Raw genomic sequence first — 12,967 nt, forward strand, 5'->3', positions numbered from 1 at the left:
TACACCGTGTTTAACATTATTAACTATAAATACACAGATTACTTACGCATTTGTAATTATCGTGATGACGGATAGGATAAAAAAAAGGAGGGATATGGCTTTACCCATTCCCTCCATCATTTTCGGATTTTATACTCTGTTATTCGTCATCGTCTTTCTGCTCTGCCTCATGCTCGGCAATCAGCTTGGACTGAACATCATTGGGCACGAGTTCGTAGCTGGCGAACTTGGTGGTAAACGAGGCACGTCCGCCAGTAAGGCTACTCAGAGAAATAGAGTAGTTGGCGAGCTCCTTCAATGGAATCTTGGCCTGGAGTTTCTGGTAACCAGCCTCTGAGTCCATACCCATGATGAGGGCACGACGTCCCTGCAGGTCGCTCATCACATCGCCCATATAGTCTGACGGTACATAAACCTCGAGGTCATAGATAGGCTCCAGAATCTTAGGACCGGCATTCTTGAACGCATCAGAGAAAGCGTGGCGGGCAGCCAGGGTGAATGAGATTTCATTGGAGTCAACCGGGTGCATCTTGCCATCATAAACGATTACGCGTACATCACGGGCGTAGCTACCAGTAAGAGGTCCGCGCTCCATGCAGTCCATAATACCCTTGAGGATAGCGGGCATGAAACGAGTATCGATGGCACCGCCGACAACCGAGTTGAGGAATACGAGCTTGCCACCCCACTCCAGATCTACTTCCTGACGGCTCTTGATGTTCATCTTGAACTCCTGACCACCAAAGTTGAACACGGTAGGATCGGGCATACCCTCGGCATAAGGCTCGACGATGAGGTGAACCTCGCCAAACTGTCCGGCACCACCACTCTGCTTCTTGTGACGATACTCGGCCTTGGCTTTCTTGGTAATGGTCTCACGGTAAGGCACGCGGGGCTCATCGAAGACTACACTCAGCTTCTCGTTGTTTTCCAGACGCCACATCAGCGTACGCAGATGGAACTCTCCCTGACCGTGAACGATGGTCTGGCGCAGTTCCTTGCTCTGCTCTACCACCCATGTGGGGTCTTCCTGACGCATCTTGAGCAGGGCGACCATGAGTTTCTCCATATCCTGGGCATTGGTAGTGCGGATAGCACGCGAATACTTGGAGTTGGGATACTTGATGAAGTCGAAACGCCACTCACAGTCCTTGCCGTTGAGCGTGTTGCCGGTCTTGACATCCTTGAGTTTCACGGTACAGCCGATGTCGCCAGCCTCGAGACGGTCTACGGCGATACGGTTGGCACCGGCGCAGGCATAGATGGTACCCAGACGCTCCTTGGAACCACGGTCGGCATTGGTAAGGTCGTCACCAGGCTTAACCGAACCACTCATAACCTTGAAGTAAGACACTTCACCGATATGGGGTTCCATACCAGTCTTGAAGAAATACAGACTCTCTGGTCCGGCGGCGTTGGCCTCAACCTCTTCACCACGGGTATTGTGCATCTTAGGCATCTCGCTTACGAAGGGAACTACATTGCCCAAGAATTCCATCAGTCGGCGAACGCCCATGTCCTTGCCTGCACATACGCAGAATACAGGGAAGATAGAGCGGGTTACCAGACCCTTGCGGATACCTTCACGCAGCTCGTCCTCGGTGAGGGTTTCCTCTTCGAAGAACTTCTCCATCAGAGACTCGTCGTTCTCGGCAGCAGCCTCGACCAGAGCCTTGTGCAGCTCCAGAGCCTTGTCCATCTCCTCGGCAGGAATGTCCTCGATGATAGGCGCACCACCCTCGGGCTTCCAGCTGTACTTCTTCATCAGGAGCACGTCGATAAGCGCATTGAAACCAGGACCGGTAGACAAGGGGTACTGTATCTGTACGCACTTGCTGCCATAGATTTCATGCATGCTGTTGATGATGTTGTCGAAGTCGCACTTGTCTGAATCCAACTGGTTGACAAGGAAGATAACGGGCTTCTTGAGTTTCTCGGTATAACGGAAGTTATTCTGTGTACCCACCTCAGGACCATACTGGCCATTGATGAGAATCACGGCCTGGTCGGTAACGTTGAGGGCAGTAATGGCGCCACCCACGAAGTCATCGGAACCGGGGCAGTCGATAATATTCAGTTTCTTGTTGTTCCACTCTACATGGAATACTGTGGGGAATACAGAGTAGCCATACTCCTGCTCTACGGGGAAGTAGTCGCTCACCGTATTCTTGGCTTCCACTGTACCACGACGTTTGATGATTCCAGCTTCAAAAAGCATACTCTCGGCAAGCGTGGTCTTGCCGCTACCCGCACTGCCAAGCAGCGCGATGTTCTTGATTTCATTTGTTTGATATACTCTCATATCAAAAAGATTTAAGTTGTTAGTAATGTTCTTAGTCATGGCATGTGTTGCGATACACTTGCCCTTATCGATGCTAAAGTTATATATTTTAGGAGAAACACCAAAAGAAAACGGCAAAAATCTTCATTTTTTTTCAACTTATTAGTAATTTTGCGCCAATTATGGCTGGTTTATACATTCACATACCTTTCTGTGCATCGCGTTGTGCCTACTGTGGCTTTTACAGTACCACACGTGCTGATATCCAAGATAGTTATATCGACGCCGTGTGCCACGAACTTGACATGCGCCAAGCCTCTGCCGACAGCATCGATACCATCTATCTGGGGGGAGGTACGCCCAGCATGCTCTCTGCCGGCAATCTCGACAGACTCATCTCCTATATATATAATAGGTATAGGGTGAGCGACGACGCCGAAGTCACCATCGAATGTAATCCCGACGACGTGTGTCGCGCAGGTTTCCGCCTGCCGCCACAGGTAAACCGTGTAAGTATGGGAGCCCAGACTTTCAGTGACAGCAGGCTCCGTCTGATTCGCCGACGCCACACTGCCGATGAGGTGACACAGGCTGTAGAGACACTGCATCGGCTGAACATCGGCAATATCAGCGTAGACCTCATGTTCGGCTTTCCCGACGAGACTCTGGCCGACTGGGAGAGCGACATAGACCATGCTCTCGCTCTCGGCGCCCAACACCTGTCGGCCTACTCCTTGATGTATGAAGAGGGTACCCTGCTCTACCGGTATCTGGAGCAAGGGAAAATAAAGGAAATAAGCGACGAACTGTCGCTCGACATGTACAACGTGCTTATCGACCGGCTTACCGCTGCCGGATATGAACACTATGAGATAAGCAACTTTGCCCTACCGGGCTTCCGAAGCCGCCACAACAGCAGCTACTGGCACGACACGCCCTACATAGGCGTAGGTGCAGCCGCACACTCGTATGACGGAAAGACAAGGAGTTGGAATACAGCCAGTCTGGACGACTACATCAGCTCGATAGAAGATGGCATTCGCCCCTGCGAATACGAGACGATAGATGCCGAGACCCACTACAACGACCTTATCACCACTGCTCTACGCACGCGAGAGGGGCTGCAGCTCGAGCACCTTTCGCCCGAAGACCGGCAGTTTGCCCTCGACGCCGCCAGACCACACATCGGCCGCGGCCTGCTGGCTGTCGACGACGACCGGCTCCACCTCACCCGCAGCGGCATCTACCTCTCCGACAGCATCATGAGCGACCTGATGCGGATATAGCCATCCTTACAGTTCTATCTTTCCGTCGCGGCGATACTGCTCGTAGTAGTATTGCTTGATTTCCTTGTCTATTTCGGCCACGCTGCGTTTGCCGGTGACATAGGGACGCACCATCTGGCACACCACCACGCACACCACGCAGATGACGAGCAAGATAAGGAAGTTAACCAGGCTGCTCGCCACAAACTTGTAATCCATCAGACACACCACCACGCCCACGGGCACTATCCAGAGCAGCCAGTCGCCCAGAGTGTTCATCCCCAAGCTATGGGTTCGCTCTTCCTGCCAGCGCTTGGGGGCTCGCGCAATGAGTTGTTTGCTATGAGCGGTCCAGAAGTCTTCAAATTCTTTTTCCATAATCTATCTTTTTGCAACGCTACTCTGACAGTGCAAGCCTCAGCCCTATAGTATGGCGCAAATCGGGCGCTGCCGAGCCTCGGGCACATATATAGCACCCTATCTGCGCCCCACTCCAGTAATTGCTACGCGTCACGCGGAAATCGCCCGTAGCCGGTCCTTTGGGGTCAACGGCCGGGCTGGCGGTATAGTCGCCCATAAAGTCGCTACACCACTCATCCACATTGCCTGCCATGTCATACAGCCCCAGTTCGTTGGGTTCCAGGCCTCCCACATCGTGGGTGGTCATGTCGCTATTGCCCTTGTACCAGGCCACGTTATTCAGGTTGTCACTACCGCTGAACACATAGCCACGCGACCTGTTACCACCGCGTGCGGCATACTCCCACTCGGCCTCGGTGGGCAGACGGAAACTGTAGCCGGTAAGTGTTCTGAGGCGCGACAGAAACAGCTGGCAGTCATCCCAACTCACATGCTCCACAGGTCTGTTGTCGCCCTTAAACCGCGAAGGGTTACTGCCCATGACGGCACGCCACAGCGCCTGAGTCACCTCATACTTACTGATAAAGAAAGAGCTTACCGTAACTCTATGAGCCGGCGAGGCCCACCCTACTGCATCCTGCATACCCTTGGTAAGTCCCATTGTATAGGTGCCGCCCTCTACGCGTACCATATCATGTACAGCCTGATCCAGCAGTTGCTTACGCGACGGCCCACTCTTTCGGGTCTGCACCGTACGCTTCTGTGTCTTAGACTTTGAGGGTGTGGTATGCGTAACATTCGGAGCAGGCGTGGTCTTAGGGCGTATAATGCCCTGTGCCCCCATTTCTATCGATACGGCCAGTGCCAGTATCGCCATCATGCTTCTTACTGTTTTCATCCTATATGTATTAAAAGACGAGGACAAAAGTACAAAAAAAAATGATGAAGCAGTCTATTATTCGGGAATAATTGCACAATGCTTCTCATAACCGCCAACATAATAGTAAAAAAAACAATACACTCACATAACGATAATGGGAATGCGCTATGGGGCAGACGCACGAGCCCAAAGACGGTGAGAAACAGATACAGTGCATTCTCGCTGGTTGTTACCATGGTTGGATTCAAGCTCATGTACTATGTCGATTTTATCGCTTTCATGGAAGAACCCGAGAAAACATGGAATGATATTCTTGCAAAAAGAGACGCAAAAAGCGCCGCCACCACCTAATCTTTTCGATTAAGGGGGCTTATTGTTGGAAAAAGAAAGCCCGAAGTCAAATTTACTGGGCTTCGGGCGAGATTTTATGCTATTTTGTTTTTTACCGGACAGCAATATTTTCCATAATCATCTGTTTTAATCGTTTCTTCATCAGGTGCAGGCCTGCGGCTACACCCTCTGCTCGGTATTATTGAACTGGAGCATACGTTGGGGCACGCTGCGGCGCACGGCGTCGGCAATGAGATTGAGCACCGAGTGGCGCACAAAGGCACGCGTGGTAAGCAGCACCACCTCGCGCACAGGTATGGGCAGAGCAAAGGGGCGCACCAGTTCGTGCTGAGCCGGAGAGAGCTGTTCGAGAGCCAGCTCGGGAATGAAGGTGACACCCTGGCCGCCCTCCACCATGCGCATGAAGGTCTCGATACTACCGAGCGAATAGGTCTTCTTGCTGCTGTCGGCCGACTTGAGTTGGCAGAACTTGACCAGCTGGTCGCGGAAGCAGTGACCCTCTTCGAGCAGCCATAGGAACTCGTTGTTCAGGTCGCTGGTCTTGATGGCCTTGTGGGAGAAGAGGGCATCGCCACGCGACACGTAGGCCAGAAACTGCTCATAGAAGAGCGGTGTCTGCACATAGTGGTCCATATCGTCGAGGCTCACCAGGATGGCGGCGTCGAGCTCGCCCCGGTTGAGGGCACGCTTGATGTCGGCAGTCTTCATCTCCATCACGCGGATATCGGCCTCGGGGTGCTCGCGCTGCAGACGGGTGAAGAACCGAGGCAGCAGATATGGGGCTATGGTGGGCAGGATACCCAGACTGAAAGTGCCTGCCAGCGACTGGCGCTCTTCGTTCACGATGTCGTGGATGCGGTTGGCTCTCACCAGCACCTTCCATGCCTGCTCTACCACCTTGCGGCCTATCTCGGTGGGTATCACCTGCTGCGACGAGCGCTCAAATATCTTCACGCCCAATTCGGTTTCCAACTTCTGTATCATGGCGCTCAGCGTGGGCTGGGTGACGCCACAATGCTCGGCGGCACGGGCGAAATGGCGAAGCCGATATACCGCCACAATATATTCCATCTGTTGTAATGTCATGGCCTATTTACGCGTTAAAATTATCATTTGTATGGGCAAAGTTAATAAAATAATCAACGGCAGAGCACACTATTATAGATTTTTTCTATGGGCAGATAGAAAAAAACGTTTGGAGGCTGTCGGATATATGGTTAACTTTGCATCCAGAATAACAAACAAAACAGAAATGATTATGAAAGAACTTAAAGGAACCAAAACAGAGAAGAACCTCATGGAGGCTTTCGCAGGTGAGTCTATGGCTCGCAACAAATATACCTATTTCGCATCACGCGCCAAGAAGGACGGCTTCGAGCAGATAGCTGCCATCTTCGAAGAGACTGCCGCCAATGAGAAAGAGCACGCCAAGTTGTGGTTCAAGTACCTTGAAGGTGGCGCCGTAAAGGATACCAGAAGCAACCTGAAGGCTGCCGCCGAGGGCGAAAACTACGAGTGGACCGACATGTACGACCGCATGGCACAGGAGGCCGAGGAAGAGGGCTTCACAGAGATTGCTGCCAAGATGCGCGGCGTGGCTGCCATCGAGAAGCTCCATGAAGAGCGCTACCGCAAGTTGCTGAAGAACATCGAGGACGCCCTCGTATTCTCACGCGAAGGCGACGCCATCTGGGTATGCCGCAACTGTGGCCACGTGGTAGTGGGCAAGCAGGCACCCCAGGTATGCCCCGTGTGCAACCATCCGCAGAGCTACTTCGAGCTCAAGGCTGAGAATTATTAAGCAATGGCCCTCTGCCGCAAGGCGAGGCCAAGAAGATAACTGCCCAGGACTGTCGAGGAATTTTCCCCACAGTCCTGGGCTTTGTCGTCACTACAACCATCATTCCCGCCACCACACTCCCCCATCCCACCACACGGAAGAAGGTGGTGATAATGGCTTTGGGAAGTTTTTCGGGGTTGGATTTTATTGTTTCGTGGTTTGCTTTTATGATTGCGCGCCATGATTTCTGCATTTCATGCTTTGAAATAAACTTAGGGGTGGTAGCGGAGAGTTTGTGGATATGAAAAAAGCCACTCACGGCATGGGTGAGTGGCTTGATGGTGTGAAACTAAAACAGGGATTATTTGGGATTAACTATCTCGTTGACAGCGTCGCCTATGCAGGCGTTGGGCATCTGGATATGCAGCATCTCGCACACGGTGGGGGCGATATCGACGATGCGGGTAGGTGTGGAGGTCTGTCCGTGGGGCACCTTCCATCCCATAAATACCATGGGGATGTGTGAGTCGTAGGGGTTCCACACGCCGTGGCTGGTGCCGCGGTATTCGGGGGTAACCACGCCATCGACATGATGGGGCTTGGGTACCACAAAGAGGTCGCCGCTGCGCTCGGGGTTCCATCCGTTGACGATGCGCTCGCGGATGAGCTGTGGCAGACTGGTGTTGACGGCATTGGCATAGTCGACTACCATGTGTACCTTGGGGTTGCGGGCCAGGAAGTCGGCAGCCTCTTTCTTCACGGCGTCGAGCTGGAGTCCTGCCTTGGCGATGGCAGCGTGGTCGAGGTAGATGCGGTTGGCATTGGCCATGAGCGCCACGGTCTCGATGCCATACTTGGTGCGGAAGGCCTCGTTGAGCGACTTGATTTCGTTCCATGCGGCATAGCCGTCGGCGGGTATCTTGTGCTCTTTCATCACATTGGCGTTGTGCATGCCACCGTGGTCGGCGGAGAGGAAGAAGAGATAGTTGCCCTTGCCCACCTTCTGGTCGAGATAGGCGAGGAAGTCTGCCAACTCGGCATCGGTACGCATATAGGCAGCCTTATTCTCGGCGCCACGGGTGCCATAGGCATGGCCGATGATGTCGGTCGAAGAGATGCTGATGGCGAGCATGTCGGTGACATCGTCCTGACCCAGCTGCTCATTGTCGAGCACGGCTTTGGCCATCTGGAAAGTCTTGGTGACACCCTCGGGGCTGCACTTGATGTCGGTACCAGGCTTCACGCGCACGGTCTTGTTGAAGCGGTTGACCCACTCGGGCAGCTTGTCCATATAATAGGAGCTGGAGATGAAGTGTCCTGCCGAGGTGTCCCACCAGTAGGCGGCGTCGGCAGCATGGCCTGCGGGCAGGATGGCTGCGCGGTCCTTGAGCGCAACGCCAAAGACCTTGGCCTTGTAGTCGGTGGCTATCTTGAGCATATCGCCGATGCCTGTGGCAAGGAGGTTGCGAGGCGACATTTTGCCCTCTCTGCTCGACGAGCCCACGCCATGCACGGTGGAGTCGGACACGCAGTACATCTTCTTGCCGGCAATCATAAAATCGTTGCCGGCGATGCCGTTGAGGCCTGGCACCGAGCCGGTATAGATACATGAATGGCCGATGGCAGTAACGGTGGGCACATAGTTGATCATGGTGTTCTCGCAGCTGAACCCTTCGCGCAGCAGGCGCTTGAAGCCGCCTTCGCCAAACTGGTCATTATAATAATAGAGGTAATCCCATCTCATCTGGTCGACCACGAAGCCTACCACGAGCTTGGGCCGCTCTACCTGGGCGAAAGTCGCGGTGCAGGCAAAGACCATCATCAAGAAAGAAATCAATCTTTTCATTGTAACTTGTTTTATTGTTTGTTAATTGTTTGTAGAGAAAAAGTCCGGCCACATGCCGAAATCGGATACAAAGGTAAGAATAATCAACATATCAGGGCATAGAAATTTGACAAAAAAGGCCCGGTTTCTTTCAAAACCAGGCCTTTTCCACCTAAATTATTATAATTGTAACACCAATGGTGTTTTACCTTTCTTCGCAAGGGGCTTACTTGCCCATGTCGAGGTTGTGACCCAAACTGATGGCCTTAACCAAAGCGACTGCGATAATCATTACAAATCCTAATGTCAACATAATCTTTTTACCTTTCTTTTTTAAGTTGTTAATGTTATCCTTTTGTTATCGAGTGCAAAGTTACGCTGTTTGCGCACACAGTCCAAACAATTCGCACTAAAATGGTATGAAATCCCACTTTTGTTGACCTCGGTCAAAATAAAAATCGAGGACTTGCGTTATATCAATAAAAGGCAATTAATAACTACATAACAACAACTATGATGACGGAAGGATATATCGTAAAGCGCTTCGGCCAACCCGTAAAGCGTTATGTTCAGATTTTGGAGCTCAAGGACGACCCTGAGTCGCTGGCCAGCTATCGTAAAGCTCATTCGCGCGAGGACTTCTGGCCCGAAATCAAGCAGGGAATACAGGAAGTAGGCATCCTGGAGATGGAACTATATATTATAGGTACACGCGAGGTGATGATCGTAGAGACTCCCCTCGACTTCGACTGGGACAAGGCTATGGCCAGACTCGCACAGCTGCCCCGCCAGCAGGAGTGGGAAAACTTTGTCGGCCGTTTCCAAAAGTGCAAGGAGGGCGATACCTCTGACGAGAAGTGGCAGATGATGGAGCGTTTCTTCTATCTGTACGAAGACTGATGACTGGCAACGGTCGCAGAAACAGCTGCAGAATTAGCGGCATAATGGTTGGAAGAAGTGGGGATAATGATGACAATCCTTACTTTTTTCAACATTTTTCGTAAATTTCATTACAATTTGTGCGGTTTTTAAGTAAAAATGTATAACTTTGCCCAAAAGATTGAGAGAAATTGTATCAAGGTTAACATTTTTACTTAAAACATTAACAGAATGAAAGCTACGGATGTTGTGGAAAATCTTAAGAGAAGATTTCCAAATGAGCCTGAGTATATCCAGGCTGTCAGCCAGGTTTTGGCCACCATTGAGGATGAATACAACAAGCACCCCGAATTTGACAGGGCCAACCTCATCGAGCGCCTTTGTGTTCCGGATCGCATCATCCAGTTCCGCGTAAACTGGGTCGACGACAAAGGCAATGTGCAGACCAACATGGGTTACCGCGTCCAGCACAACAACGCCATCGGCCCCTACAAAGGCGGCATTCGTTTCCACTCATCGGTAAACCAGTCTATTCTCAAGTTTCTTGCTTTTGAGCAGACTTTCAAGAACTCGCTCACTACCCTGCCTATGGGCGGCGGCAAAGGCGGCAGCGACTTCTCTCCCCGCGGCAAGAGCAATGCCGAGGTGATGAGGTTCTGCCAGGCTTTCATGCTCGAACTCTACCGCCACATCGGTCCCGACGAAGACGTTCCGGCAGGTGACATCGGCGTGGGTGGCCGCGAGGTGGGCTACATGTTTGGTATGTACAAGAAGCTCACCCATCAGTTCTGTGGCATCCTCACCGGAAAGGGTCAGGAGTTTGGCGGTTCGCGCATCCGTCCCGAAGCCACGGGCTACGGCAACATCTACTTCCTCGAAAACATGCTGAAGACGCGCAACATAGAGCTCGCCGGCAAGACAGTGCTCGTATCGGGTTCGGGCAACGTGGCACAATATACTATGGAGAAACTGCTCGAGCTCGGCGCCAAGCCCGTCACCTGTTCTGACTCAGACGGATATATCTACGACCCCGACGGAATAGACCGCGAGAAGCTCGACTACATCATGGAACTCAAGAATATAGAGCGTGGCCGCATACGCGAATATGCCGAGAAGTACGGCGTGAAATACGTGGAGGGCGCCAAGCCTTGGTTTGAGAAGGCCGACATCGCCACACCCTGTGCCACCCAGAACGAAATCAACGAAGAGGCTGCGCAGGCACTGGTGGCCAACGGCGTGATAGCCGTAACCGAGGGCGCCAACATGCCCACCACTCCCGAGGCCATCAAGGTGTTCCAGGATGCCAAAATCCTCTACTGCCCCGGCAAGGCAAGCAATGCCGGCGGTGTGGCAGTATCGGGACTGGAGATGACGCAGAACTCGGAGCGTCTGCGCTGGTCGCGCGAGGAGGTGGATGCCAAGCTGCGCGAAATCATGAACGACATCCACGCCAACTGTGTGAAATATGGTACACAGGCCGATGGCTACATCAACTACGTGAAGGGTGCCAACATAGCCGGCTTCCTCAAGGTTGCACGAGCCATGATGGCACAGGGCATAGTCTAAAACAAGATGCGCACCACCTCGTCCATGGGCAGACGCTGCTCTTTGGGCACCGCAAAGTAAAGGTGGCTGTCGCGATAGATAAACGATAACTTCTGGCCAGTGCGCAAGACGGTGACACTGGCAGGCTTACGGGCAGTAATCAGGTTGACCTGGTTGCTGCCCTTTGGCATTACATGGGCATAGAGCGTATCGCTGCCGCGCGAGGTGAGCTTGACATTGCAGAGCTCGGGCCCGGGCGTGATGCCGGTGCCGAAGATTGACTCGCGACCATACGTCATCCACTGCGACAGACTGTCCATCTTGGCATAGAACTCCCGCGGCATATCGCCGTCGGGCCGGGGACCCACATTGACCAGGAAGTTGCCACCAAGGGAACGCGCCTGGGCCAAGCGGTTGAAGAACCAGGCCATAGGGCGGAACTTCTCCTTGCGGTCGTAGCCCCAGCCGCCGCCATAGGTCCACAGGTCCTGCACCTCCCACCAGGGCGAAGGGATATAGGTAGGCTCGCCGCACTCAAAGGGCGTGGTGAGGTCGCCTATGCGCACGCTGGTTCCGTCGGGGTTGTCGGGGTCTACCAGGTTGGCCCATCTGTCGTTGATGACGATACCGGGCTGCATGGTTCTAATCCAACTGTATATCTTCTCGGTGTTGTTCTCAGTGATGCCACGCCACTCCATACCGTCGAGCCACAGCAGATCTATCTTGCCATAGTGCGTCAGCAGTTCTTCCAGCTGGCGCATCACATATCCCACAAACCTTACATACTTCGCGCGATTGGCTACACTGTCGGTTATGGCTGGCACCTTGCTTCGGGTTCTGACATTAAACTCACATGGCGCCATTGCCTCAGGATAATGCCAGTCGCGGGGCGAAAAGTAAAGGCCCACCTTGAGTCCGGCGGCACGACACGCATCGACATACTCGCGCACGAGGTCGCGGCCGGGCAAGTCGTGGCGCACGCCTATACCATACTTGGATGGCCAGAGAGCATAACCGTCGTGGTGACGGGTGGTAAGCACGGCATAGGTGAACCCGGCGTCATGGGCTGCCGTGAGGAAACTGTCGGGAAGAATGGTGGGCTTGAACTTGCGGGCAAGCCGGTAATAACGCTTGGGACTGTGATAACGCTTGCCGCCATAGCGGTAGTGCTTTATCATGTTCCAGGACGGCTGGATGCCGTCGACACTGTGTATGCCCCAGTGCATAAACAGGCCGAGCGCCGCGCCGGGATACCACTGGGCGTCAGGATGGCGCGTGGGCATCACCACGTCGTCGGGCACCGGAGCGGCAATGAGCTTCTCGGCCCGCTGCACGTCGGCAGCGTCTATCTTGTAATCATCGGGGTTGATGCGGGGCTGCGCATGGAGCATCGACGCCGCCGCACAGATAGTCAGCAAAGTATTGATTTTTCGCATTAGGCTTGGGTATTGTTAAGTATTATAGCTGCAAATTTACACATTATTGCAAATACTCTACCTGTAATATTTGCTATTTCGCTTGTGGCACATGACACAATGACAACAACTGCGACCACCCCTAAAAAAAGAAATGCAGCCTTGCGTGCGGACATAAAAAAAGGACTGAGAAAACCTCAGTCCTTGGTAGTGATTCCGGCGGGATTCAAACCCACAACCTTCTGATCCGTAGTCAGATGCTCTATTCAGTTGAGCTACGGAACCATTCCGTTCTTTGCTTCTTAAGTAGTAGGCTAACCTTGTTCCTTAATTGCGAGTGCAAAGGTACAGAGTTTTTCCTATACCGCCAAACATTTCCTCAATTA

11 protein-coding genes and 1 tRNA gene are annotated in these 12,967 nt (G+C 52.8%); 5 read left to right on the plus strand and 7 right to left on the minus strand.

The genetic code is table 11. The features are described from left to right. Positions 1 to 139: 139 nt before the first annotated feature. The gene (locus CIK94_RS00735) at positions 140 to 2,302 is read right to left on the minus strand and encodes a translation factor GTPase family protein (protein ID WP_094420720.1); all 2,163 of its coding nucleotides are present in this window, start codon (positions 2,300 to 2,302) and stop codon (positions 140 to 142) included. Between the two features lie 161 nt (positions 2,303 to 2,463). On the opposite strand from CIK94_RS00735, the gene hemW reads away from it, so the two are divergent. Next, positions 2,464 to 3,567, plus strand: coding sequence for a radical SAM family heme chaperone HemW (gene hemW / locus CIK94_RS00740; RefSeq protein ID WP_094420722.1), 1,104 nt, complete (start codon positions 2,464 to 2,466; stop codon positions 3,565 to 3,567). Positions 3,568 to 3,573: 6 nt separating this feature from the next. Here the strand turns inward: hemW and CIK94_RS00745 are convergent, their stop codons facing one another. Then, positions 3,574 to 3,924, minus strand: coding sequence for a hypothetical protein (locus CIK94_RS00745; protein ID WP_094388513.1), 351 nt, complete (start codon positions 3,922 to 3,924; stop codon positions 3,574 to 3,576). Between the two features lie 19 nt (positions 3,925 to 3,943). Continuing rightward, complete coding sequence (locus CIK94_RS00750; protein ID WP_254046110.1) at positions 3,944 to 4,804, minus strand: formylglycine-generating enzyme family protein; 861 nt, start codon at positions 4,802 to 4,804, stop codon at positions 3,944 to 3,946. Positions 4,805 to 4,981: 177 nt separating this feature from the next. Between CIK94_RS00750 and CIK94_RS14260 the strand changes: the two genes are divergently transcribed. Further along, positions 4,982 to 5,137: a hypothetical protein gene (locus CIK94_RS14260; protein WP_158214747.1), complete on the plus strand. Its 156-nt coding sequence runs from the start codon at positions 4,982 to 4,984 to the stop codon at positions 5,135 to 5,137. A 159-nt stretch (positions 5,138 to 5,296) separates the two neighbouring features. On the opposite strand, the gene CIK94_RS00760 is transcribed toward CIK94_RS14260, so the two are convergent. Next, positions 5,297 to 6,223 (minus strand): hydrogen peroxide-inducible genes activator, encoded by a 927-nt coding sequence (locus CIK94_RS00760; protein WP_022310737.1) that lies wholly within the window; start codon positions 6,221 to 6,223, stop codon positions 5,297 to 5,299. A 172-nt stretch (positions 6,224 to 6,395) separates the two neighbouring features. Between CIK94_RS00760 and rbr the strand changes: the two genes are divergently transcribed. Next, a complete protein-coding gene (gene rbr / locus CIK94_RS00765) occupies positions 6,396 to 6,938 on the plus strand; it encodes a rubrerythrin (protein ID WP_094386048.1) in 543 nt (180 codons plus the stop codon). 340 nt (positions 6,939 to 7,278) lie between these two features. On the opposite strand, the gene CIK94_RS00770 is transcribed toward rbr, so the two are convergent. Next, entirely contained in the window at positions 7,279 to 8,763 is a 1,485-nt protein-coding gene (locus CIK94_RS00770) for an alkaline phosphatase family protein (protein WP_094386000.1), read from the minus strand. A 492-nt stretch (positions 8,764 to 9,255) separates the two neighbouring features. Between CIK94_RS00770 and CIK94_RS00775 the strand changes: the two genes are divergently transcribed. Next, a complete protein-coding gene (locus CIK94_RS00775) occupies positions 9,256 to 9,642 on the plus strand; it encodes an L-rhamnose mutarotase (RefSeq protein WP_094385998.1) in 387 nt (128 codons plus the stop codon). Between the two features lie 210 nt (positions 9,643 to 9,852). After that, entirely contained in the window at positions 9,853 to 11,187 is a 1,335-nt protein-coding gene (locus CIK94_RS00780; protein ID WP_094385996.1) for an NADP-specific glutamate dehydrogenase, read from the plus strand. Here the strand turns inward: CIK94_RS00780 and CIK94_RS00785 are convergent. After that, a complete protein-coding gene (locus tag CIK94_RS00785) occupies positions 11,184 to 12,584 on the minus strand; it encodes an alpha-L-fucosidase (RefSeq protein ID WP_158215103.1) in 1,401 nt (466 codons plus the stop codon). The two genes, CIK94_RS00780 and CIK94_RS00785, sit on opposite strands and share 4 nt — an antisense overlap. Before the next feature lie 208 nt (positions 12,585 to 12,792). Further along, positions 12,793 to 12,866: transfer RNA gene (locus tag CIK94_RS00790), tRNA-Arg, on the minus strand. Between the last annotated feature and the right edge of the window lie 101 nt (positions 12,867 to 12,967).

The sequence above is a fragment of the Prevotella sp. P4-51 genome (assembly GCF_002251455.1).
GTDB lineage: Bacteria > Bacteroidota > Bacteroidia > Bacteroidales > Bacteroidaceae > Prevotella.